The 24,110-nt window shown below is 35.9% G+C and carries 20 protein-coding genes and 4 pseudogenes; 21 read left to right on the top strand and 3 right to left on the bottom strand.

Going from position 1 to position 24,110, the window contains the following annotated elements; genetic code table 11:
- The first annotated feature begins 26 nt into the window (after window positions 1-26).
- The 15 genes and pseudogenes from PGLA_RS05685 to PGLA_RS05755 all read left to right on the top strand — a co-directional run bounded on the left by PGLA_RS05685 (window position 27) and on the right by PGLA_RS05755 (window position 16,859).
- Complete coding sequence (locus PGLA_RS05685) at window positions 27-869, top strand: TlyA family RNA methyltransferase (RefSeq protein ID WP_068530046.1); 843 nt, start codon at window positions 27-29, stop codon at window positions 867-869.
- A gap of 109 nt (window positions 870-978) precedes the next feature.
- Window positions 979-1,461, top strand: coding sequence for a hypothetical protein (locus PGLA_RS05690; RefSeq protein ID WP_068530049.1), 483 nt, complete (start codon window positions 979-981; stop codon window positions 1,459-1,461).
- A 25-nt stretch (window positions 1,462-1,486) separates the two neighbouring features.
- A complete protein-coding gene (gene ahrC / locus PGLA_RS05695; protein WP_068530052.1) occupies window positions 1,487-1,936 on the top strand; it encodes a transcriptional regulator AhrC/ArgR in 450 nt (149 codons plus the stop codon).
- 55 nt (window positions 1,937-1,991) lie between these two features.
- Entirely contained in the window at window positions 1,992-3,716 is a 1,725-nt protein-coding gene (gene recN, locus PGLA_RS05700; RefSeq protein ID WP_068530055.1) for a DNA repair protein RecN, read from the top strand.
- Between the two features lie 113 nt (window positions 3,717-3,829).
- Window positions 3,830-5,161 (top strand): SpoIVB peptidase, encoded by a 1,332-nt coding sequence (gene spoIVB / locus PGLA_RS05705; RefSeq protein WP_068530057.1) that lies wholly within the window; start codon window positions 3,830-3,832, stop codon window positions 5,159-5,161.
- Window positions 5,162-5,363: 202 nt separating this feature from the next.
- Entirely contained in the window at window positions 5,364-6,167 is an 804-nt protein-coding gene (gene spo0A, locus PGLA_RS05710; RefSeq protein WP_068530059.1) for a sporulation transcription factor Spo0A, read from the top strand.
- A 161-nt stretch (window positions 6,168-6,328) separates the two neighbouring features.
- Window positions 6,329-7,015, top strand: coding sequence for a tyrosine-type recombinase/integrase (locus PGLA_RS05715; RefSeq protein WP_068530062.1), 687 nt, complete (start codon window positions 6,329-6,331; stop codon window positions 7,013-7,015).
- 108 nt (window positions 7,016-7,123) lie between these two features.
- Entirely contained in the window at window positions 7,124-9,355 is a 2,232-nt protein-coding gene (locus PGLA_RS05720) for an ATP-binding cassette domain-containing protein (RefSeq protein ID WP_068530065.1), read from the top strand.
- Between the two features lie 192 nt (window positions 9,356-9,547).
- Window positions 9,548-10,666 carry a DUF3800 domain-containing protein gene (locus PGLA_RS05725; RefSeq protein WP_068530068.1) on the top strand — a complete coding sequence of 373 codons (1,119 nt, stop codon included), beginning with the start codon at window positions 9,548-9,550 and terminating at the stop codon, window positions 10,664-10,666.
- 218 nt (window positions 10,667-10,884) lie between these two features.
- Window positions 10,885-12,102: an HNH endonuclease gene (locus PGLA_RS05730; RefSeq protein WP_068530070.1), complete on the top strand. Its 1,218-nt coding sequence runs from the start codon at window positions 10,885-10,887 to the stop codon at window positions 12,100-12,102.
- A 250-nt stretch (window positions 12,103-12,352) separates the two neighbouring features.
- Window positions 12,353-12,685, top strand: coding sequence for a TIGR02391 family protein (locus PGLA_RS05735; protein WP_068530079.1), 333 nt, complete (start codon window positions 12,353-12,355; stop codon window positions 12,683-12,685).
- A 26-nt stretch (window positions 12,686-12,711) separates the two neighbouring features.
- On the top strand, window positions 12,712-13,476 hold the full coding sequence (locus tag PGLA_RS05740; RefSeq protein WP_068530082.1) for a hypothetical protein: 765 nt from the start codon (window positions 12,712-12,714) through the stop codon (window positions 13,474-13,476).
- Window positions 13,477-13,641: 165 nt separating this feature from the next.
- A complete protein-coding gene (locus tag PGLA_RS05745) occupies window positions 13,642-13,893 on the top strand; it encodes an excalibur calcium-binding domain-containing protein (protein WP_145939490.1) in 252 nt (83 codons plus the stop codon).
- A gap of 344 nt (window positions 13,894-14,237) precedes the next feature.
- The gene (locus PGLA_RS05750) at window positions 14,238-15,317 is read left to right on the top strand and encodes a hypothetical protein (protein ID WP_068530088.1); all 1,080 of its coding nucleotides are present in this window, start codon (window positions 14,238-14,240) and stop codon (window positions 15,315-15,317) included.
- A 358-nt stretch (window positions 15,318-15,675) separates the two neighbouring features.
- Window positions 15,676-16,859: pseudogene (locus PGLA_RS05755) on the top strand (IS256 family transposase).
- A gap of 106 nt (window positions 16,860-16,965) precedes the next feature.
- Here PGLA_RS05755 and PGLA_RS05760 read toward each other — a convergent pair.
- Window positions 16,966-17,733 carry a stalk domain-containing protein gene (locus PGLA_RS05760; protein ID WP_068530091.1) on the bottom strand — a complete coding sequence of 256 codons (768 nt, stop codon included), beginning with the start codon at window positions 17,731-17,733 and terminating at the stop codon, window positions 16,966-16,968.
- A gap of 757 nt (window positions 17,734-18,490) precedes the next feature.
- Between PGLA_RS05760 and PGLA_RS05765 the strand changes: the two genes are divergently transcribed.
- The 3 genes and pseudogenes from PGLA_RS05765 to PGLA_RS05775 all read left to right on the top strand — a co-directional run.
- Window positions 18,491-18,760, top strand: coding sequence for a hypothetical protein (locus PGLA_RS05765; RefSeq protein ID WP_068530094.1), 270 nt, complete (start codon window positions 18,491-18,493; stop codon window positions 18,758-18,760).
- A gap of 145 nt (window positions 18,761-18,905) precedes the next feature.
- Complete coding sequence (locus PGLA_RS05770; protein ID WP_068530097.1) at window positions 18,906-19,151, top strand: hypothetical protein; 246 nt, start codon at window positions 18,906-18,908, stop codon at window positions 19,149-19,151.
- Between the two features lie 199 nt (window positions 19,152-19,350).
- A pseudogene (locus PGLA_RS05775) lies at window positions 19,351-19,563 on the top strand (GMP synthase (glutamine-hydrolyzing)); the annotation flags it as partial.
- Window positions 19,564-20,352: 789 nt separating this feature from the next.
- Here PGLA_RS05775 and PGLA_RS05780 read toward each other — a convergent pair.
- Complete coding sequence (locus PGLA_RS05780) at window positions 20,353-20,766, bottom strand: hypothetical protein (protein WP_068530101.1); 414 nt, start codon at window positions 20,764-20,766, stop codon at window positions 20,353-20,355.
- A gap of 670 nt (window positions 20,767-21,436) precedes the next feature.
- On the opposite strand from PGLA_RS05780, the pseudogene PGLA_RS05785 reads away from it, so the two are divergent.
- Window positions 21,437-21,640 (top strand): annotated as a pseudogene (locus PGLA_RS05785) (GMP synthase (glutamine-hydrolyzing)); the annotation flags it as partial.
- Window positions 21,641-21,847: 207 nt separating this feature from the next.
- On the opposite strand, the gene PGLA_RS05790 reads toward PGLA_RS05785, so the two are convergent.
- The gene (locus tag PGLA_RS05790; protein WP_068530105.1) at window positions 21,848-22,024 is read right to left on the bottom strand and encodes an H-type small acid-soluble spore protein; all 177 of its coding nucleotides are present in this window, start codon (window positions 22,022-22,024) and stop codon (window positions 21,848-21,850) included.
- Window positions 22,025-22,258: 234 nt separating this feature from the next.
- Between PGLA_RS05790 and PGLA_RS26570 the strand changes: the two are divergent.
- Together PGLA_RS26570 and PGLA_RS05795 are read left to right on the top strand one after the other, a co-directional pair.
- Window positions 22,259-22,384, top strand: a pseudogene (locus PGLA_RS26570) (sporulation initiation factor Spo0A C-terminal domain-containing protein); the annotation flags it as partial.
- 309 nt (window positions 22,385-22,693) lie between these two features.
- A complete protein-coding gene (locus PGLA_RS05795; protein WP_145939491.1) occupies window positions 22,694-23,224 on the top strand; it encodes a hypothetical protein in 531 nt (176 codons plus the stop codon).
- Window positions 23,225-24,110 lie beyond the last annotated feature (886 nt).

Consider the following 24,110-nt stretch of genomic DNA (forward strand, 5'->3'; position numbering starts at 1 on the left):
GAAGACAGAATCAGGTGAATGAATATATGGAAAAAGAACGTATAGATATTCTGCTTGTTGAGCAGGGATTATATGATAGCCGCGAAAAAGCAAAGGCAGCGATCATGGCTGGGCTAGTGTTTGCTGCTGAAGAGCGGATTGAGAAACCAGGAATGAAGATTCCAAGGGACGCTGCGATCAGGGTCAAAGGTGCTGTTCATCCTTACGTAAGCAGGGGTGGATTGAAGCTGAAGAAGGCAATCGACAGCTTTGGAATTGAACTCCAAGATGCTGTGATGCTTGATATTGGCTCTTCAACGGGTGGTTTTACCGACTGTGCGTTAAAGTATGGTGCTAAGAACGTATATGCGATTGATGTGGGAACCAACCAATTAGATTGGTCTCTTCGCAGCGATGAGCGGGTATATGTTATGGAAAAGACAAATTTTCGATATATGACTCCAGAAGATTTAAAAGGACCTATTCCGAATTTTGCTAGCATTGACGTCTCATTTATTTCACTTCGAATTATATTGCCACCTCTAATGGCACTATTGAGCCAACCCTCGAGTATAGTAGCTTTAATAAAGCCACAGTTCGAAGCTGGTCGAGATAAGGTGGGTAAATCAGGTGTAATTCGTGATACGGCAGTTCATAAGGACGTTCTAAAGACGGTTCTAACATTTGCAGAAGAGTTGGGCTATCGTCTGCAAGGGTTAACGTTCTCACCCATTACGGGTGGTGAAGGTAATATTGAATTTCTAGCCCACTGGAAGCTGGATATGTCTGATCGTGAGGGAATTCTATTGGATACCGTAAGCATGAAGGATCTCATAGACCGCGTTATTAACGAGGCGACACATACGTTTAAGGGGAACTCATCTAAGTAGATGGGTTTCTTTGCTTGAAATGGGTATCGTCCTTGAAAAAGCATAGCCAATTTTACTTGAAAAAAGGTTTTTTTTAAGGGCTCACGAATACATCTATGAGGTGATTCGCATGGGAGGACGAGCTGATCTGTTCATGATGGCTATAATAGGAATTCTTATTATTATAGGCATTATTTCTTTATTGATGAGGTGGTATCAGAAGCCAATCATTGATCGCAGCCTGAATATACCCTTTAATGATTACATCCCTGAACATCCAGCTGTGGATTTTTTGCAAAGTAAAGGATTTGAAGTGATGGGTGGGCGAATTAAGATCCCCCTTTATTTCGAAGTTGATCATGAGGATTACTTTAGTAGGTTGTTTATTGATTATGTTGTGACCGATGAAGAAGGTGCGGTATATCTGGTTAAGACAGCCAAGAAACGTTTACCACTGGAATGGACAGGCAGCTCTCTAAGAGATCGTCTCTTACCTTACTTTCTCCTTTATCCAGACTGTGCGGGAGTACTATATATGGATTTAAATGAAAGAGAAATACGACATATCTATTTCGAGTGGGATGAGGAAGAATGGAATGGATATGATAGTTAATTATTAGCACAAATAGGAGGCATTTATGAAGGGACAGCGACATATTAGGATACGTGATATTATTACGCATCGCGATATTGAAACTCAGGATGAACTGGTAGAAGCGTTAAGGGAGTCGGGGTTTCAGGTAACGCAAGCGACAGTATCACGAGACATTAAAGAATTAGTTCTGATTAAAGTACCAACGGAGGATGGAAGATATAAATATTCACTTCCGACGGACCAACGTTATAACCCTGTTCAGAAATTAAAAAGAGCGCTTATAGATAATTTCGTGCATATAGATCACACTGGAAACCTCGTTGTCATGAAATGTTTACCAGGTACAGCCAATTCCGTTGCGGTCTTGTTGGATAATATGGAATGGAATCAGATCATGGGTACCATCTGTGGAGATGATACGATTCTAATGATTTGTCGTTCTGAGGAAGATAGTGTGTACGTGATAAAGCAAACGTTAGGTTTTATTTCATAGATATATTAGGCATTCATGAGTAAGGCAGTAAAGAGCCGAAGGTGGGATTGTGTTCATGCTGGTAACGTTGTCCATTCGAAATTTAGCTGTTATTGAAGCGATTGACGTACATTTTTATCCGGGATTTCATGTGATTACGGGGGAGACAGGTGCAGGTAAGTCTATTGTCATTGACGCGCTCGGTCTTTTGGCGGGGGGGAGAGGTTCTGCAGATCTCATCCGTTATGGCTGTAATAAAGCTGAAATTGAAGCACTGTTTGAGCTCCAAGAAGGGCATCCGGTGTGGGATACGCTTGTCAAGATTGGTATAGATGGTAATCATGAAGAGCATTTGGTTATTCGACGTGAAATTACGTCTCAAGGAAAGAGCACTTCTCGGATTAATGGACAACTTGTGAATCTTACGATGTTGCGTGAAGTAGGTGAACTACTTGTTAATATCCACGGTCAGCATGAGCATCAGAGCTTATTGCGGCCGGAGAGGCATTTGCATCTTCTGGATACATACGGTGAACATATAATTGGTCCTTTAAAGCTACGGTATCAGGAGAAATATTCGGCTTTTATTAAAGTTGAGAAAGAACTTCGAGAAATACAGAATTCTAGCCAAAAAGCATATCAGATGCTGGATTTATATCGATTTCAATTAGAAGAGATTGCAGCTGCACAATTAAAACCGGGTGAAGATGAATGGTTATCCAATGAAAGGGTCAAACTATCACATAGTGAAAAAATGATGGACTCTGTTACAGGAGCACATGAAATTCTTTATGGGCACAATGGTATGGGTTCTATTAGTAGTGCGATCTCTCTTTTAAAAGATATCATTCATTATGATGAGTTAGGACTTAAGCCTTTACTTGACCAACTTCAGTCTGCCTATTTTCAATTTGAAGATGCTGCGTTTCAGTTAAGGGATTATCGTGAGAATATAGAATTTAATCCTGAACGGTTAGAGGAAATTGAACAACGTCTAGATATGATAATTACTCTCCGTCGTAAATATGGCGACAGTGTAGAACAAATTCTGGATTATTATGAGAATATTAAGCAGGAAACGGATCTGCTGGAGAATAAAGATGAACGGCTGGAAAGCCTTCGCCAATTGCGTGATGGGATGCTTGAGGGTCTACTTCAAACGGCGTATGAATTAAGTCAGGCGAGAAGAAAGTGTGCTGAAGAGCTAGCTTCCCAAGTAGAGAGCGAACTAAAAGATCTACAAATGGAGCGGACCTCGCTTCAAGTTAGGCTTGATCTGCTTGAAGATCCACGTGGATATGAAGTGGAAGGTCACAAGGTGCGATTGACGAAGCAGGGAATGGATAACGTCGAATTTATGATATCCCCAAATCCAGGAGAGCCTTTAAGACCTCTTGGTAAGATAGCTTCAGGTGGAGAGCTCTCGAGAATAATGCTTGCTATGAAGTCCATCTTTGCACGTCATGATCAGATTCCTGTTCTTATATTTGATGAAGTGGATACGGGTGTTAGTGGGCGAGCGGCACAGTCGATTGCGGAGAAGCTCTTTAAGTTGTCTGAGACGTGTCAAGTGTTCTCCATTACTCACTTGCCTCAAGTCGCTTGTATGGCAGATCATCAATATTTGATTGAAAAGAATATCATGGATGGGCGAACGATGACGCAAGTAGAAAATTTGTCTGAACAAGGGCGAATTGAAGAATTAGCTAGGATGTTAGGTGGAGTCGAAATCACGGAAAAAACACGTCATCATGCCCAAGAGATGTTGAAGTTGGCGGAAGCGAGAAAAGCTGTCAGATGAGGGGACGGAGTAATGATTGACAGTAATAAAAGCCTGAGGGCGGGGTTATCTTAAAGGTACGCAACGGCGACCACTTTCGTCAAGCGAAAGAAATCAGGGGAGTGTGACAGCCATTGAACTCCAATCTCAGGAACAAATTATTAGGACTATTATCAGCCTTCTTGCTGTGTTTCCTATGTACAAGTGAAACGGTACACAGTTATGCAGCAATGCCCAATGATGTTAGGTTATTTTCAGGCGATTCCAAGTTTCAATTAGCCGTTCCGGTTAATGCACAGGCATTTGTGGACAGACCCGATGTTCTTCAATTGAACGGATCGACTCGTCCTACATTACAAGTGTCCCCTAATCATCCTTTGCAGCTAAGCTCACAACAAAGTGGCAAAGCACGACTTACCTTGAAATTATTCGGAACCATTCCTATTAAAACGGTACGAATTCAGGTTGTTCCTGGATTGAAAGTGTTTCCTGGAGGACAAACGATCGGGGTTAAGGTAAAGTCAGCAGGAATTCTAGTCGTAGGACATCATTTAGTTAACGTTAGCAATGACAGTCGAGTTTCACCAGGTGAAAATGCAGGTATTCAGTTAGGTGATTTAATGACACATATGGATGGTGTCGCCCTAACCGATATAAGTAAAGTGGCTACGATGGTTGAAGAAGCTGGAGTAGGTAAGAGAAAGCTTGAAATTTCCTTTAAAAGAGGCGAGTTAACCTTATCAACGAAACTTACGCCTGCATATGACGAAGAAGACAAAGCATGGCGACTTGGTCTTTATATCCGCGATTCTGCTGCGGGTGTCGGAACTTTGACCTTCTATGCTCCAGATCAAGGCGTATATGGTGCTCTTGGACATGTGATCACGGACATGAATACGCAAACCCCTATCGTTGTAGGGAGTGGACAAATTGTTCAGTCAAACGTAACTTCAATTTCTAAAAGCCAAGATGGCGAACCAGGTGAAAAACGAGCTCATTTTCTTAAGGAAAGTAACATACTTGGTAATATTGTAAGCAATACACACTTCGGAATTTTTGGGAAGATGACTCAAAATCCTGAGCATAGTTTATATAAGGAACCTATTCCGGTTGCATTTGCTGAAGAAGTAAAAGAAGGCCCTGCTGAAATATTGACGGTAGTGGAAGGACAGCAGATTGAACGATTTAAAGTGGAAATTGTACATGTTGCACGTCAGGATGCTCCGGCTACGAAAGGTCTTGTATTAAAGATCACTGACCCGAGACTGATTAGTAAGACGGGCGGCATTGTTCAAGGAATGAGTGGAAGTCCGATTGTTCAGAATGGTAAACTCATTGGTGCGGTTACTCATGTATTTGTTAATGATCCGAAATCCGGTTACGGATGTTTCATTGAGTGGATGCTCCAAGATTCTGGTGTAATGCAGAAATCAGAAAATCAAATGAAAAACCTTAAGGCGAGTTAGCCTTATGGTTTTTTTTGTCATAAATGAACGAACGAGATCTAACTTTGTAAATAAATATTTAATTATAAATGATGTTAATAAAAAAATAAACAAAAATAATTTTCGACAGAAGGAATTAACAAATGGATGTCGAAAGTTATGTCTAGAGAGGAAAATGATCACAGTGTGCCAATTATCAACATAAACCAAGGAGGAACCAACAGTGCAAAAAATTGAAGTGTTGTTAGCGGATGATAACAGAGAGTTTACAAATTTACTTGCCGAATATATTTCGGAGCAAGAGGACATGGTTGTTACCGGAATCGCCTATAATGGCGAGGAAGTGCTCAATATGATCAATGAATCTAGAAAGGCGCCAGACATACTTATCTTGGATATCATCATGCCGCATCTGGATGGCCTTGGGGTACTTGAACGCCTACGTGAAATGAATATCTCTCCACAACCTAAGGTTGTGATGCTGACGGCATTTGGTCAAGAGAACATTACCCAAAGAGCAGTGCAGCTAGGAGCCTCTTATTACATTTTGAAACCGTTTGATATGGAGGTTCTTGCGAACCGTGTTCGCCAATTAGTGGGTCAACAGAACGTGAATTCATCAAGCTTGTCCATGTCTAACCACAGATCTAATGTACTTCCATTAGGAAAAGGAAAGAATCTTGATGCTAATATTACATCCATCATTCATGAAATTGGTGTTCCTGCACATATTAAAGGGTATCAGTATTTGCGTGAAGGTATCACCATGGTATATAACAACATCGAAATTTTGGGAGCGATTACAAAAACTCTTTATCCGGCAATCGCTGAGAAGTTCAAAACAACGCCATCAAGAGTGGAACGTGCCATCCGCCATGCCATTGAAGTGGCTTGGACACGCGGCAACATCGATTCCATCAGCCACCTATTCGGCTACACGATCAATATAAGCAAGTCTAAGCCTACGAACTCGGAATTCATTGCGATGGTAGCTGACAAGCTTAGAATTGAGCATAAGGTGTCTTAAAGGTATATAGGGTAAGGGTTTCGGGGTATTTATACATAAAACCATTTTGCGTATAAATATCGGATTTAGGTGAACTCATGCCGATAAACTACTGTTCGTTAAACCGACTTATACCGTCTATTTATTGGGTTCTAAAAATCCAATGAAGAGGCGGTATTTTTATGACTGATTTAGAGTTTCAGTTAGACAATTTCATGCTTTACTGTTCAAGTAAGAATCTATCTAGAAAGACTTTAGCGAGCTATGAGCAGACATTAAAACTTTTTATTAAATATTTGAAAGATACTTTCGAAATTGAGGAAGTTAAGAAAGTTCAGTCAGGTCATATTCGTCAATACATTAAGTACCTACGTGAAAGAGGTAAGTATACTGTAGTAAATAATGAGCTGACGAAGAATAATAATCATCCTGAAAATCGGACTGATTACAAGAAGGAAATTTCAACTACGACAATTGCTAATTATGTAAGGAACATCAAAGTATTTTTCAATTATCTGTTTGAAGTTGAACGTGAAATCCCTAAGAATATTGTTGAAAAAATAGAAAACCCAAAAATTGAAAGAAAACAAAAGAAAAGGTTATCTTCTGATGAAATTAAGAATGTTTTTGGTCAATTTGAAACTTCAACTTTTCATGGATACAGAAACTATGTAATAGCACGTCTATTGCTTGATACAGGGATGCGAATTGGAGAATGTCTTAGTTTACTGGAAAAAAATTTTGATTTTCAGCACAAAAGTATACTAGTTACCAATCCAAAGAATAAGCAGGAGCGATATGTGTATTTTTCCTTTAATGACTGTCGGTTTGACTGTTTACTCGAAATACTACGCTTATTCGACAATTAATGTGGTACTATTTAACTATTAATCCAATGTCTTGATTTAGTTGTGTATAGCTATGGATATAGGCATTACATGCAGAGTCTATTCTATTAAGAAACTAGGGGGATATGAATGGATAAGTTAAGTGTTCATATGGAGAATTGCTATGGTATTAAATCACTTACTACAACTTTCAATTTCAATAAAAAGAAAGCTTATGTAATTTACGCTTCGAATGGCTCAATGAAAACTTCCTTCACAAAAACTTTTAAGCAATTAAAAGAAGGAGGAAACCCAAAAGAGGAGATATTCGGAAGAGAATCCTCTTGTAATATTATTAAAAGTAATGAACAGAGTATTGAACCTGAAGAAATCTTTGTAATTGAATCATATAATGAAAGCTACAGTTCGAAAAATGTATCAAATTTATTAGTAAATAAGGTACTACAAGAGAAATATATATCGCTATTAAAAGAAATTACTATTAAAAAGGATAATTTTATTAATGCTTTGCAAGAATACTTGGGGCCAAAGGTAGCTATAGAAAGTCAAATAACGTATGCATTTAATAAACAGGACTCTGATTTTTTGAAACTATTAAATGAAATACATAATAATGATTTGAATAAACTAGAAGATAGTGGACTAGACTTTACTCAAATTGATTACACAACATTATTTGATGATAAGGTTGCTACATTTGTGAAAGACCCCAAAAGTCTTGAATTATTAAAGGAGTACAGCACTGAGTATAATAACTTAATGGATAAAACTACTTTCTTGAAAAAAGGCACATTTAATCAATACAATGCAAAGAATATTAATGATAGTTTAAATGAGAATGGTTTTTTTACAGCAGAACATCATCTTTTATTAAGAGATGGGAAAAGAATAAAGTCCAATGAAGAATTAATCGATTTAATTCAAACTGAGAAAGCTGAAATACTAAAAGATCCAAGATTATTGAAGAGATTCGAACAAATAGATAAAAAGTTATCCGCAAATGTTCAATTAAGAAATTTTAGAATTTTGATTGAAAATGAACCGAGTTTGATTAATCAATTGGTTGATTTTGATGGGTTATTAAGGAATGCATGGGTAACAATATTAAAAAGTAATATTGAACATTTTAATGCTCTCGTTTCTGAATACAAAGTTTCGGCTTCACAAATTAATGAGATAATTCAAATAGCAGCTAAAGAAAATGAAAAATGGAGACACGTAGTTGAAATATTCACCAATAGATTTTATGTTCCTTTTCATGTTTCTATTAAAAATCAAGAAGAAGTTGTCTTGAAAAATTCTGTTCCAACATTAGTGTTTGAATATCATGAAGATGGTGAAAAAGTAGAAATTGATAGAAGTAAGCTCAATTCTCTATTAAGTGGTGGAGAAAGAAGAGCATTATATTTAATGAATATTATTTTTGAGATTGAAGCATTGAAAGTAGAAGGTAAAAATGTATTAGTTATTGCAGATGATATTGCTGAATCTTTTGATTACAAAAATAAATATGCAATAATTGAATATTTGCAGGAAAATGTTGAACACCGATTATTTAACTTTATTATATTAACGCATAATTTTGATTTTTATAGAACAGTTAGTTCTAGAATTTTGGGATATGATAGAGATCACTGTTTAATGGTATTGAAAAAGTCATCGGGGATTGAGTTAACTAATGGAAGATATTTAAAAAATATTTTTAAAAGTTGGAAGGATCAATTAGAAACTAATGACACAATTCTTGTTGCGTCTATCCCGTTTATTAGAAATATTGTTGAATATGTAGAGTCGGAAGATTGTGAAAATTATATATTTTTGACTACACTGTTACATTTAGTTGAGTTTGGATCGCCAAGAAAAACTAAAGAAATCACGATGAAGGAGTTAGAGCTTGTTATTAATAAAGTATGGATAACTAGTAAAGATATTTCTTACCAAAGAGAATCAAAGAGTATATATAGTTTAATACTAGAAGTTGCAGAAAAAATTAATAATGAATCTGATGATACTGGTATCAATCTTGAAGAAAAGGTTGCCTTCTCTATGGGCATAAGATTGCTAGCGGAAGAAATAATGATAAAAGGAATTACTTTAGACCTTGGAGATGCTTCTGAAATCGAAAAAATTAAATCGAATCAGACTGGTAGATTGCTATCTTTATATAAATCATGTATTGGTACTAATAAGGATGTATTGCCTGTTCTTGAACAAGTTAGCCTTATGACTCCTGAGAATATTCATCTTAATTCTTTCATGTATGAACCTTTAATAGATATTTCAATGAAAAGCCTCAAGGATCTTTATGTATCTTTAAAGTCAGTAGCCAGTGAGTATGAAAGGCTTCATGTCCTAGTTTAAACTCGATAAAAGAAACAATAATATAAACGATTGATTTTAATGCATGCTGCGAAGAAGTGAAATTGGCATCATAGCAATTTTCATAGGGTCGCTCAAAGTAAGAGCAATGCCCTAAGTGCGATAATAGTTTATTGGTTGTTGTCCTCTTATATGAAGGATTATTTATATTCAATTAATTCTAAGGAGTTTTGTATGAATACCCTATCTGTTTTTATTGATGAAAGCGGTAATACTGGAGAAGCAATTATATTACACAAGAATAATATTTTCGGTAATCAGCCTATTTTTTCATTAGGGGCTATTGGTATATTAGATTTTCAAAAAGACAATCTTGAAAATTACCTAGCAGTATTAAAAACAAAGCATAGAGTTCAAGGAGACGAATTAAAAGCGAAAAACTTATATAGTAGTAAACCTAAGTTTGTCCTTGAACTGATTGAATATTTACTTGTGAACCAAATCCCTATATTTGTTGAAATAATGGACAAGAAATATTATCTATCTACCCAAATCATTGAAAATACAATATTTAAACGAACAAATGTAATGGTAACTGATAAGCATTTAGAGTTAAGAAGGATTATTGCTGATTACCTCTTTTTAAACTTAGATAATAATCACTATCAATTGTTCTCAGTGCTGTGCAGACAACCAAATAAAGAAAATTATAATGCTTTCATGATTAGTACCATTCTGATGTTGAAGAGCAAGTCAGACGATATAGGGAAAAGTTTGCTAAAGCATTTTGAATATACATTAGAAGAAGCTAAAGAATATGAAAATTCGGATGCTAACTATAACTACGAAGATTTTATTCCATACCCTGATATGAATCGGAAAAACCAAGAAATAAGATTGCTTCCAAACCTACACGCTTATACGAATATAATTGCTAGAGCAGAAAAATATCGAGTTAATAACAAAATTGAAAAAATTGACTTTATACATGATGAGCAATCAAATTTTGAACATATTTTTTTGACATATGCTAATCTAATGAAAAACACTAAATTTGATAGTAACTTTTACACTAGTAGTTTGTCTAAAAAAGTTAAATTCTCAATTGAAGATTCTTCAGAGTTTATCTTTGAAAGATCTCAGTTAACTGCACAAAGTATTTTTATTCAAATTGCTGATATAATAGCTGGTGTCTTGATGAGAGTGTGGGAAAATTTTGTTAAGCAAAATAAAATACCAAAAGAGTATATAAAAGTTGCTGATTTAATCATTGAGACAACAAATCATTATGGAACTACAGGAATTAACTTTGTGGTCAATAGTTCTGATCTAACCAATTTTGAAAATCTATAAATTAATTAACAAAGTTGAGAGATATACAAACTAATAAAGCTTAATGATATTTGAGGTAAGATGTAAGCTAAAGTATTGAGTTAGATGACAAATACAAAATGAACAGAAAGGGATAGATTCAGCGAATTGGAACTCTGTAATAGTGAAGATGTTGCTACGCATCTGTACAGCTTTTTTTGGAATATCACTAGTTCAAGGGACGAAGGGAAGTAAACTTATTGAAAATACCACAGAAATTAATCAGAGATAATATTATTGATATTTGGCTTAATCTAAGTGACAGAGAATTTGACAAATATAAGGAATTTGGTCTCAATAAAACTAATATCTTTTCGCTTGACCAAACTCAAAGAGATAATTATATTTCGTATCTTGGATATGGTAACACAGACTCGAATCTGTTTAGGAGTAATGGTATTAACTTTAAGGTAAATATGCCATCACCATCAAAGATAATTTACACTATATTAAATATAAAAATAAAAAATGTTGAATACAGAGTTAAAAATCATAGTTTGAAATTAAAATATGAATATGAATATGAAACAAAAAGTGAAAAAAACTCAACATTTTTTAAATGGGTTAGAGAACTAGTCAAAGAGGGATTGTTAAACTTCAATAATGCAAATCACTTACAAACTCAACAGCAAGCAGAAAAGGAAGATCAGCAACAATTCCATCATCAATCCCAACAAGTAGAACTACCGATACCAATATATAAATCTCGTTCAAGTGAATTTAACAAGTATGAGGTTAGTAGGAACAGCATATTTTACGAATATCTTTTTAATTCAAGGAGCCATAGATGGTTAGATAAAAATATTCTCAAATTAAATGATGGTAAATCTCTTGGTTATCAATCTATGAGTATCCTGCATTTTAAAGGAGTTACAAAAGATTTTAAGGGGTTGTTTCAGGGGCTAAATGTTAATGAAGCTTTAGAAATATTAGTAGTTGCAGATGTTATTCTATATAAGCAATTAATAGAAACGTTGATGAAAATACAAAAACAGGATTTTATGGACTTGAATATTCAGGTTAATAAAACAATAGATGAAGGAAAGGAATATCCAGAAGGAAGAATTGCTTACGTATTACATAGGAAGATAGAAAGAAAGCCTCAGCTTATTAAAGATGCTAAGGAACTTTTCATTAAAAAAAATGGACGCTTGTATTGTGAAGCTTGCGGGTTTGATTTCCTTGAGAAGTATGGAGAAAGAGGTTCTGAATTTATCGAAGGTCATCATAAGAAACTTGTCTCTGAAATGAAGGTAGGAGAAAAAACAAAGATTGAAGACATTGCAATGCTCTGTAGTAATTGTCATAGAATGATTCATAAGAAGCCACTTTTGAGTGTTGCGAAATTAGCGGATATGATTTTACGTTATAGTATGCCAAGTGAGGAAGATAAGCAGAAAGCCGTTGATAATATTTAAGGACTAGCCACTCAAAATGAGTGGTTTTTTTGTTGGATCAAGAGAGGGATGGGGCTAGGATAACAAAGAAAATACGATTTTAGGGAAGGCTCATAACGCATACAGCCAGCAACTCGATAGTAGTATTGAAGCGATACGTTACAGACCTATTTCCCATCATATGGTACAATAAATGGGAGTTATAATTAATAGAAGGTAAATTTTTTTATTACATAATATTAAGTTGGAATTATATTAGGAGTGAAAATTCATGGAATTGAAGACTAACATTCAGCAAGATTTGTGGGAAGCTATAGAGAAAAATTATGGAAATGAAAGTTATTCAAGTGCAATTTTAGATACCATTCATTTATTAACGGAAACTATTAGAAATAAAACTAGTTTAGAAGGTGACGGGTCCAGTTTAATAGGACAAGCTTTTGGTGGTGATAATCCTAAGATACAATTAAATAAATTACAGACTGAGTCTGAGAAGAACGTACAAAAGGGAATACAAGATATACTTAGAGGATTATTTACAGCAATCAGAAATCCAAGAAGTCATGATAGCCATACTGATACTAAACTGAAGCAGATGCTATAATTTATTTTATTGATTATTTGTTAAAAATGATTGATAAGTCTAAAGTGAATTTTGAAGAGTCTATATTCTTAACTAGGGTATTCGATAAACATTATGTAAAGAGTAAAGTATACTCAGATTTATTAGTAAGTGAAATACCGAAACGGCAGAGAACAAACATTGCCATAGAGGTTATTTTGCAACGAAATATGGGTGATATACATAATCTGAGATATTTTATGGAATCGATTTTTGAAAATATGGAAGAAAGTGATATATCTCAAGTTTATAAAGTAATTAGTGAAGAATTAAAGTTTACAAGTTCAGATGATGATATACGTCCTATGTTATATATACTTCCAGTTCAATATTGGATTAAAATCGAAAAGGTAGTAAGACTTAGAACTGAGAGTATTTTGTTTGAAAATGTAAAGTCGGGTAAATATGACCGAGAAAATAATGATTGTATTTCAGGTTCACTTGGGACTTGGATTGAAATAGAACATTTAATGAACTTTGAAGACCTTAGTCATTGGACTACCATGGTAATCGAAAAGTTAGAAAATGGAGACGATGAGGATAAAGATTATATCTATGCATATTTCTTGGATAAGATTTATGAATTGAATTATCAGAAAATAAGTTACTCGCTGAAAAATTATATTAAAATTGGACTTAGAAATAGAGATCAGAAAATAATGGATGATTTGGAAGGTGTTCTACAGTTAACGAAGAGTCACCCATGGTGGAAAGTCTTTGAAATAGAATTAAAGGATTTCCCTGAGATAAAGTATACTGACCTTCCTTTTTAAGGACATACTTGATTGTATTTGCTCATGCATGATGTCTGGGAAAGTTGTCGTTATTGTGTTCAAATATATATCTTAATTAACTTGAAGAGAAAGAGTATTGAGGTTATAGTGACATTTACATGAGTTAAGAGAGAGGAAGTGTTAGTAATTAAAAAGATATTCGTAATGTTTGTATCATTTGTGCTTATTCTTGGATTCAGTTCAATTTCAACTGGCGTAGCAGAAGCTAAAGAAAAGGTAGTTACATATAAAAACTGCACAGAGTTGAATAAAGTGTACAAAGGTGGCGTGGCACGTTCTTCCTCAGTCAAAAATAAAGGTGGAAAAACGAAGTATAAGCCTTTTGTTTCTGAGGCACTCTATGACGCCAATAAGAAGAGTGACAGAGACAAAGATTTGATTGCTTGTGAACGTTAATTGATCGTTTCAGAATATGATTTTAGCAAGGACCTTTCTAATATTGAAGGGTCTTTGTTGTATATAGAAAATCAAAGCTAAGTGAATGTTAAGATATGGTATAATTTTAATAAGTGGTTAGGCTGATAATTCCAGAATATCTACATAAAAGATATCCGTCGCATCCAGAGTCCATTGAATCGAATGGCTATGGGGGCAGAGTATGATGAATAGCCTCGTCTAACAATCTATAGAGGGCGATTATGAGAACTCGCTTATACAGCCTTATGAGAGGGATATACAAGTGTGTGGATTAGTAGTTATCGGAAATCTAAATTCAAATGACTTTTAGGAGATATATGAATATGCTTGCAGTATTAAAACAAAAACCCGATAAAATGACATTAAGAGCTTTGAAAGCAGTGAGTGTCCCTATATTGTTTTTGATTACATTATTTCTTATTGTAGTTATATATATAGGCTTATATAAAATTGTTAACGTTATGGATACAAAAGCATATTTTCGCTATGCTTCAGACGGAAAATTTACGCAAGATATATATTTTGAAGAAGCAGAAGAAAAAGGGGCTGAAATCTATTCTACATTAGGTAATGTGATACCTGATGCGGTAATTCCTCCTCGAATACAAGAACATTTCAAAATTTTGCTTCAAAATGAAAAGTTTCTAAAAGAGGAAATGAACAAAAATAATGGGTATGTAGAATATTTGGCAAGTAACAATGCGACGGTGAATGATGTTATTTCATATATGAAAAAAATCGTTAAATTGGATGATATATTTTTGTACGCAGGGATATATGTAGGTATGCTTATATTTATTCTTACTCTTTATTTTTTATACAAGTGGAGAATAGGCCTCTTTATTTTTTCAGGAATATTATATTTCATTTTGGTTGTTGATTCATTTATGGCAGGTATCTTTTTAGATTCATTTTTCCTTTCTTTTCAAAGTCTAAATAATTTTTTAAATCACCTTGAAGGAAATGGAAATGGTTATCTAGTATCATATGATGATTACTTGATGTTATCTAAAAATGTTTTGCCAGCTACACGTGAAGCTGCACTGACTTTCATCATAGTAGATACAGTTGTGCAGTCGATGAAAGATTCAAAAAAAAGAAAAAGAAGTTCTAAGTTTTTAGCATCGTACTGTGAGCTCGAATTCACATTGAATTTTCTTAAACAAATGAAGGGAAATTTAGTGATTACGAATCTTAAAACAGTAGATTTAGAAGCTATCTATTATTTTTGTAAGGAAAACAAAGAAGATAGGCATTTAATAGAGGTAGTGACAAACCTTGATGAATGGAAAAAAGTAACTAGAAATCAAAAAATGACAGTTACTGAGTTGCATGATAGACTCTTGAGTGTTCGAAATGTCCTGAAGGAGTCGAAATTCATAAGAGAAAATATTATTAGATGAATTAAACTAGACATCCGTTAGCACAGCATTCTTACTACGGGCATTCGCCCTTGATCGCTAAGAAGGATTTCCAAAAAGTATATTCAGGGCGATACATTCAACCAGATAAGTCTTACGACCCGTTCTCTTTTGAAGAACCAAGTTTACCAGCCTGAATTGCGAGACTTTGTGAAACGAGTTAAGTTGAAACATATTCACGATTGAGCCAAGGGTACAAGATAGTTCAATAAAAGAGAAGTTTTACGTTTAAGCCAATCCTTGAAAATAGAGCGTAAAATATTTTGTGTAAATAGAAAAAGGAAGACCTTTTCTTGTAGAATTGAGTTACCACACAACAATTCAAAGAGAGGTCTTCCCTATGAATCATTTTACAACAGATTTAGTCCAAGCTCTAGTCACAAAGCAAGATGTAACGGAAGTATTTCGCAGTCACTTAGAGTCTGCCATGAATCATCTGCTAGAGACGGAGCTTACTGCATTCCTAGACTATGAAAAATATGACCGTATAGGCGTGAATTCAGGTAATTCTCGAAACGGTGGCTACTGCCGAACGTTTCATACCGAGTATGGGGACCTGCAGTTAAACATTCCCCGAGATCGTAATGGAGAGTTTAAGCAACAGACCGTACCACCGTATAAACGCTCGAATGACACGCTAGAATCCTTCGTCATTCACATGTTTCAAAAGGGCGTAACGATGACGGAGATTGCCGACCTAATCGAGAAAATGTATGGACACCATTACACGCCACAAACCATATCTAACATGACAAAAGTAATGGTAGAACATGTCGACGCTTTTATGAAACGACCACTTGAGAAGCACTATGTGTGCGTCTATATCGATGCTACATATATCGCAGTTAAGCGTGAAACCGTATCTAAGGAAGCTGTCTATCTTGCCGTGGGAATTCGTGAGGATGGTTCTAAGGAAGTACTCGCGTACGCCATTGCACCAACCGAATCAGCGTACATCTGGAAAGAACTGCTCCAGGACGTGAAACAGCGTGGTACGGAACAAATCCTTCTCTTTATCTCTGATGGACTCACAGGTATTGTGAATGCGATTCAGGAGATCTATCCGCAGGCAAAGTACCAAACATGCTGTGTTCATTTAGCGCGTAATATCGCCCATAAAGTTCGCGTGAGTAATCGAGCAGAGATCTGCGAAGACTTCAAATCCGTCTATCGATCCGACGATGAAGAAGCTGGTAAAGCAGCTCTAGCAACCTTCTGTGACAAGTGGAAGACTGCTTATCCTAAGGTCGTTAAATCCCTACGAGAAAATCCTTACATTTTTCGTTTTATAGCTTTCCAAAGCCTATTTGGAGAAGCATTTATTCGACGAATTTAATCGAATCGTTTAACAAACAGATTAAGAAATACACGAATCGTAAAGAGCAATTCCCCAATGAAGAAGCACTAGAAAAGTTCTTGGTTTCACAGTTTGAAAGCTATAACCAACGCTTTGCTACACGTTGTCATATTGGTTTTGATCAAGCTCGCTCAGAACTGCTAGCTATGTTCTCCACCCAAGACTAATCCTAGTTCTACAAGACAAGGTTATTTTTATTTACACATAATTCTTGACGCTCCCGTTATATCAGAGTCCATTTTGTCTTCTAGTATGATGGTTCTTCATTTTTTACTATTTTAGTGTTGACTGGTACTTTCCATTAACGTCATACGTCAAAAGATCTGAAACTCTAACGCCATTTTTGACTTGTGCAATGCCATAATCTCCGTTTGAGAAATGATACCTCACTTCACCATTCAGTTTACCATCTATAAAGTTGCCAGAAACAGCTAACATATTTTTACCCGTAATTTTTCCGAATCCATGAGGAAGTCCGTTCTTAGTTTGACCAGTATATACGATGTAACCATCGTCAGTTTCTTTGACGATCGTATCATTGTTCACGTAAACATCATTACTGTTTGTGTTGTTTGAAGAGTCTGGATTTGCATTTCGATATTCAGTTGTCATAACTGCGGCAGTTTTAGATCTACTATTGTATGAAGCAGAAGCTCCTAGCAAGTAACTTGTAGACTGCAATGGCACATATGTGGTGTTTTTGTATACGAAAGGTGCTTGGCTTAATTCATAAGGTTTTTTGTCAAAGTATGCGACAATGTTACCTACAGTTAGTTTAACTTCTCCACGAGATTGATATGCTGAAATAGTCTTTGTATTCGGATCGTACTGAACACTTGCATTTGCAGCATCGAATAATTGACGGAATGGAACGAATACTCTTCCATCCTTAATGATCGCTTGGTTGCTCACATATTTACCATCGAATGTTACTATTGCAGTTCCATAAACTGGAGCCTTAACTGGTGATGCTGAAATGCTCCCTGCGAATACGGACATTGATAATGCAATAACCACTGATGCTGATAATATTTTTTTCATGTTTGTCATCTCCACTAGTTGTTTTTTTGTTTGATATATTGAAAATTGTACTGAATATGTTTTGGTATGTGTATTTCACGGTATTAATTATAGCAGTTTCATAAGTAACATTGTGAAAATTATGGAAAATATTTAATTCTTATCAAATAAAAACTAATAGACGTAGTTATTGTCCCATATGAGTAGACTCTCTAGCGACATAAAAGACGGTCAGTGTTATAATGGTTTGAAATGTCCGATTTAGGTGAGCTGTACAATAGAGGTAAGAGATGCATATTTGGAAAGAGATAGCCAGAGCCGTATCCTTAGGTTCTGGCTTATTTTATATGGCTAAAAGTATACTTTTTGACAATAGTGATTGGTATGGATCTGGAGATTTGGAGTCTTCTTTTCTAATGTATTTCAGATAGGACGGGGGCAGTTGAAAACCTAGTATAGTTTTCGTAGAGCTTCATAACAAATATAGCCAGCAACTTGATAGTTATTTGGGATGATAACGATACGGACATAAATTCGAGTATATGGTTCATTGTCTTCTAATTATTGAAAAAACGGTTTATGAAAAATAGATAGTTAAAGCAATTTCAGATATTTTTGATGTAGAATAGATATACCTCAAGCAACATTTTGCATACAAAGTTGTGTTATTAATGGTGAATATCATCGATTAAGTGATAGTTGCATATATGGAACGCTTGGAACTTGGATTAGTACAGAGGATTTATGGAACTTTGAAAATGGTAGAGAGTGGATTGATATGTTGGTTGCAAAGCTAGAGGATGACAATGAACTGAGTATGGATTATATCATGAGATATTTCTGGCACAAAATTTGCAAATATAATTATTTGGATATAGAGTACTCACTGGAAATGTACATTAAAAAGGGACTTGAAAATAAGAACAAACAAATAGTAAATATGTTGAACTCTGCTCTACAGGTAAGAGAAGATCACCCTTGGTGGGATGTATTCAAAGAAGAGTTAGAGGCTTTCTCTGAGATAGAGTATATAGGTCTCCAGTTTTAATCAGCATATTGGATCATTTTTTCTCATGGATGATTTCTGGGAAGATTAATTATTCAGAATAGGATGTGCTGTTATGGATATGAGTTCATCAATTACTTACCGTAGATTTCTTAATGATTTCTAAAATGAGTTCAGTAAAAAGTATTTGAACGATATTATTGATTTTCTTGAGGAAGAAGAAGATCACACTTTTGATCAGTACCTGATTGAAAATGAGGCTATTGATGAGATCAGGCTGAATTTGATCTCACTAGATTCTAATTATTTTGATAATGAATATGGCACTGAAACTAAGATATATGATGATGCTGTTAAAATGATTAAAGAGAAGTTTAAGGATTTCATTTTGGACTCTCAGGCATATTATCATTTGGCAGAAAGAATTATTTAGATTACATCAAACAATCCATTTCAAAGGTGATACATAGATTATCTAATAGTTGTGGAGGGACAAAATGTCAGTTGATAAAAATATTCGAGTTATATGTACATTTAGAAGTGGTATAGTATATATGTTGATTTATAAGCTAAGACCAGCTACGATTGAGTTACAAAATAACGTAATAATTGAGTTGTAATTTGCTTACTTGAGTGTAGGTGTAATGGGCGATGCTCGCACCTATTCTTATACGGTAGGTATTCGTGCAGTTACTTCGATCGATGGTATGACAGCTGATTGGGGTCGTATCCCATGGGATATCTTAGAGAAGATCTCCGTTCGTATCGTAAATGAAGTAGATAATGTTAACCGTATCGTGTATGACATTACCTCCAAGCCACCTGCAACGATTGAGTGGGAATGATTTGGATAGTTTTTAATTGATTTGTAGCTGAGAATCCTTGCTGGACAAGGGTAATCAGATAATGAAATTAGATTGTTCATCATTCACCTGCAACAATTGGTCTTCAAAAATTACTCTCTTTTATTTGTGTTATTTAACAAATGAAAGGGAGTTTTTTATGTCGGCGTGCCCAGAGGTACGCATTATCTAGTTGGTGAAAGTCCAACCAAAGGAGGGACCAAGCCACCTTCGTAGCTAGGATACCTGCGTATGGCGAAATCTATGCGTAGAAGCGTATCGACGAAAGTACCTGTCAGAGATAGGGCGAGCAACATACCAGGCCGTTGGCGTATGGGGAGCGGCATGGTATGAAAGATAATACAGTGCACTTTTGTAATCTGCATGCGCATGAAAGAAAAACATCGGAAAGCCGTATGAAGGAAAACTTCACGTAAGGTTTGATGAGGAGGGGCTGAAATACTTTTCAGCCTTTCACTCTAGAAAATCTTGATTGATGATTTTAAGATGAATCAAGAAATCCAAGGCAGAAAAAAAGGAGTATATCTCAGGTTGAATATATAGATTGCATCGTTAGATGGAGTTCACTAAGGAGGAGCTAGATATTGAGGAAGCGGAAGAAGTGACTTCAAGCATATTAAGAAGTGACAAAGGATTAGATATTGATTCCTAGGCTAGTCTATATGTTGCCCAGCTAATCTCATTAATCCAAACAAAAGAGGACAAGCCATTTAAGCTTATCCTCACCTACTTATTACTTTATGTTATTAAAGATAGAAAGTACTCCCACCATTAAGGTGTATAATGAGCACTGTACATATAATCTTGGGAAATGAAAGATTGATAATTTATTCCAGTACTAGTCACTTTCAAGTAATATATTTCTCCAGTATTCACGTATTTAGAAGTGTACGAGCCTTCTTGTAAGACGTTATAGTTACTGTCTAGTAATTGCGTCTTCAATACACTGGCCGTATTATGTGGCACATAATTTATCATAAATTGTACGTTGCCTGACTTATGGGCCCTAAATTCATGATAGTTAGTATAGGTATGATCCCCTAAATTATACGGTCGTAAAACTGGACTCCCATCCGATATCGGATTACTTGTAACTCCTCCACCAGCATTGACAACCCCAACTGAAAATAGAATACTAAATAAAAAAGCAGTGATAAGTGCTGAAAAAGTAACTTTCCTTTTCATAATCATTAACCCTCCTTAGTTTTTGTTTGCACGTAATATTCTTGCGCAATAAACACTCGATGGTGGCTGTGATTGAATTATGGATTAATCTTCCAATATCATATCACTATTTATCTTGTTTTTCCATCCAAATATCTTTAAAATCAATCCAGCCCAATGAATGGACACTAACACCTTCAATACTCAGATTATAAATCGTATCCATTTCCAATTCAGTAGGCCGCACCCATTTTGTACCGTGTAAAAAGTTTACCGGAAATTCAAAAAAACCTGATAAAATCAGGTCAGAATGAAGAGAAACCCACGTTATTTTTCATAACATAGGGTTTCTCTTCTGTTTTAGGGGTTTTGCTTTTAACCAACACAGAAGCTTTTCCACCTATACCCTCTTATCTAGGAGGAGGGCTTCTTCATGTTCTGTACTGCAGCTACCATTAACGCTTGTATCACGTTGTGCGACTCCCGCAAACGGCAATAACGAAACCCGTGGAGCTGTTTAGCATCCGCGAAGATTCACTCAATTGTTTCTTTTCATTTACGGTACAACTTTTTGCCCGTCTTGCTAAGACGGTTCAAACGCACCTATTCTTTTCTGTCCTCCCTTCACCCGCTACAATTGATCTATAAAATAACACAATAATAGACATGTAATGACCTAAAATTGAAGCAAGTAATGGGCGATGCTCGTACCTATTCTTATACGGTAGGGGTTCGTGCAGTTACTTCAATTGATGGTATGACGGCTGATTGGGCTCGTATCCCATGGGATATACTTGAGAAAATCTCCGTTCGTATCGTAAATGAAGTGGATAATGTTAACCGTATCGTGTATGACGTTACCTCTAAGCCACCTGCAACGATTGAGTGGGAATAGTTCAGCGGATATGGTTCAAGGTATTCAATGCCAAGTGAGGAAGATAAGTAAAGAGCTGTTGATAATAATTTTAATGACTAGCCACCTGTGAAGGTGGCTTTTGTTTTGTTGGGACGAGCAGGGACTGAGCGTAAAACAAAGGTATAGGCTCTAGCAAATGTAAATTAACGCTACTTAATGTAAGGTTTCGGGGTTATCTTGTTTCATTTAATACTCAATCAGACTTTCTAAGGACACAGTCAGTTCTTGCTCTGGTTTATCAAGTGGATATATCCTCGCTGTGCCATCATCATTTACATGTTGAATAAATACAGGAGTTCCTTGGCAAGACACATTTTTCATCATTGGTGATTCGGAAATTTCAATTGCTCGTTGTTTGTGCATAAGTACTCTCCTTCATTTCGAATTATATGTAGTTTGTGGATCATTAAGTTAATTTACCCCATTTAATAATTGACATTTAACCGAATTTAGCATACGGTGTTCGTAGGCGATTTTGCCCATAAATAATCATTCTTGAACCCGATAAATATTCGAATTAGTGATTGTCTATTATTATAGAAGTAACTCCCTAGCAGTATACTCTAACTTCTCCAAAGCCTTACTATAAAAGGCTTCGGCAACATCGACTCTATCAGTCATCTGTTCGGTTACACGATCAATATAAGCAAGTCTAAGCCTACGAACTCAGAATTCATTGCGCTGGTAGCAGATATGCTTAGAATTGAGCATAAGGTTAGCTAGAACGTAGTGAAGTCAAGGAGTTCGATGTTTTGTAAACGAATTACTGCCGAAGCAATTATGGTGGTAAATATCCGAAAGGGGCGTTTCAAAACGTATAAACTTCAAGATCATAAATCAACAGACACCGCTTATTTATTGGTTGTTTATAACCAATAAATAAGCGGTGTTTTTATGACGTCCTTGATAGTGGTAGTACTGATTTCTTTCGTTGACTTGTGGAAATTAATGGAATAGACTTGTGGTATTCAATCGTGTAAACAAATAAAAGAAGGGAATGACTGATGGGTGATTAAAAAAGGTATATCAAGGGTGATGATACTCGCGCTGCTGTTGAACTTTTCTCTATGGGTAAACGTAGGTGTGTTCTCAACTGTTGCAGAAGCTACCGCAGAAAGTACGACGTTCAATTGCACTAGCTATGGTGTGACCACCTCGGTACCAGTCGGCACGACACTGCCTGCTGGCTGGATCATTGCGAATAATATCGGCAGCACAATAACTGCCAAGTGCTTGATCGGGGCACCGACAGGCGCAACGACCGTCGCTATGCTGGGTTCTGCGATTCCGAGCGGTTGGGTGGTCATCGAACAAACAAGTACCTGGCTTAATCTCAAAAATTCGAACGGAGCAAATTACGGTGAAACGTACACGATAGTACCCATCTCGCCGCTCCCAAACGGCTGGGTCACGATAAACAGAACGGACAGTGTGGTGTGGATCAAAAACCTAATTGGGGCACCGACAGGTGCAACGGTCACCATTCTGATTGGTTCTCCAATACCGAGTGGCTGGGTGATTATAAATGAAATAGGTTCTACGTATACCATTAAGAAACTGTAAGGAGCAAGCTACTGAGAAACCTTTGCAATCTTACCAGTCTTACCAGTCTCGCATCTCCCAACTGGTTGGGTGATCATTAACAAAACAGACAGTACGGTTTGGATTAAGAACCTGAATGGGGTCAGCTTGGGTACGACGGTGAATGTCCTTTATGGTTTCCCGGTACCTGTTGGCTGGATAGTGTTATCGATAGTGGGCACAATGCTTACGATTAAATACACCGGCTAATAGCGAGTTTATTGCAATGGTAGCAGACAAGCTTAGAATTGAGCATAAGGTTAGCTGAGAGAAGGGAATTAAGGCGTAACAAGGGATTGCAGTATTTGGAAATTGTTTACTTCCAGAACAATTTTGGTGGTAAATATCTGAAATCAACGTTTCCATCCCGATAAACTTCTAAATGACTTATCAACTAATACCGCTATTTATTGGGTTTGAGAAAAAATTCAATGAAAAGGCGGTATTTTTGTTATGACAGACATTGAATTTCAGTTAGACAATTTTATGCTATATTGTTCATCCAAGAATTTATCACGGAAGAATGGATTAATGAGGATAAAGAAATTAAAGTAGACAATGAATCAATCTCTGTCGTAGAGGTCAAAAAGTTCAAATCTAGAATTAAAGAGCTTGAAGAGGAAAACTAGATCCTAAAAAAAGCTATGACCATATTCGCCAAAAGATAAGCGTTCGTGAGGTTGTGGATGTGGCCGTATCCCAGTCTGACCAACATAGCAAAAATAGAAAAATATTCTAGTTATTCACAAGGAGAATGACTACATAAGAGTCCTATCATCGCTGTTGCTTCTTGGTCGCAAGAGAGTGGATCTAAGCGATAGATGCAACAGCCAAAGCGTAAAAGTACGATCCTACGAATCACTTGCAT

Source organism: Paenibacillus glacialis, assembly GCF_001637205.1.
Classification (GTDB): Bacteria; Bacillota; Bacilli; order Paenibacillales; family Paenibacillaceae; genus Paenibacillus_AQ; species Paenibacillus_AQ glacialis.

Coding starts and splice junctions, on each gene's coding strand:
- PGLA_RS05690 (WP_068530049.1), top strand. CDS start 979: ATGGGAGGACGAGCTGATCTGTTCATGATGGCTATAATAGGAATTCTT.
- PGLA_RS05760 (WP_068530091.1), bottom strand. CDS start 17,733: ATGAAAAAAATATTATCAGCATCAGTGGTTATTGCATTATCAATGTCC.
- PGLA_RS05715 (WP_068530062.1), top strand. CDS start 6,329: ATGACTGATTTAGAGTTTCAGTTAGACAATTTCATGCTTTACTGTTCA.
- ahrC (WP_068530052.1), top strand. CDS start 1,487: ATGAAGGGACAGCGACATATTAGGATACGTGATATTATTACGCATCGC.
- PGLA_RS05735 (WP_068530079.1), top strand. CDS start 12,353: ATGGAATTGAAGACTAACATTCAGCAAGATTTGTGGGAAGCTATAGAG.
- PGLA_RS05740 (WP_068530082.1), top strand. CDS start 12,712: ATGATTGATAAGTCTAAAGTGAATTTTGAAGAGTCTATATTCTTAACT.
- recN (WP_068530055.1), top strand. CDS start 1,992: ATGCTGGTAACGTTGTCCATTCGAAATTTAGCTGTTATTGAAGCGATT.
- PGLA_RS05750 (WP_068530088.1), top strand. CDS start 14,238: ATGCTTGCAGTATTAAAACAAAAACCCGATAAAATGACATTAAGAGCT.
- PGLA_RS05745 (WP_145939490.1), top strand. CDS start 13,642: ATGTTTGTATCATTTGTGCTTATTCTTGGATTCAGTTCAATTTCAACT.
- PGLA_RS05765 (WP_068530094.1), top strand. CDS start 18,491: ATGTTGGTTGCAAAGCTAGAGGATGACAATGAACTGAGTATGGATTAT.
- PGLA_RS05780 (WP_068530101.1), bottom strand. CDS start 20,766: ATGAAAAGGAAAGTTACTTTTTCAGCACTTATCACTGCTTTTTTATTT.
- PGLA_RS05685 (WP_068530046.1), top strand. CDS start 27: ATGGAAAAAGAACGTATAGATATTCTGCTTGTTGAGCAGGGATTATAT.
- PGLA_RS05725 (WP_068530068.1), top strand. CDS start 9,548: ATGAATACCCTATCTGTTTTTATTGATGAAAGCGGTAATACTGGAGAA.
- PGLA_RS05720 (WP_068530065.1), top strand. CDS start 7,124: ATGGATAAGTTAAGTGTTCATATGGAGAATTGCTATGGTATTAAATCA.
- PGLA_RS05790 (WP_068530105.1), bottom strand. CDS start 22,024: ATGCACAAACAACGAGCAATTGAAATTTCCGAATCACCAATGATGAAA.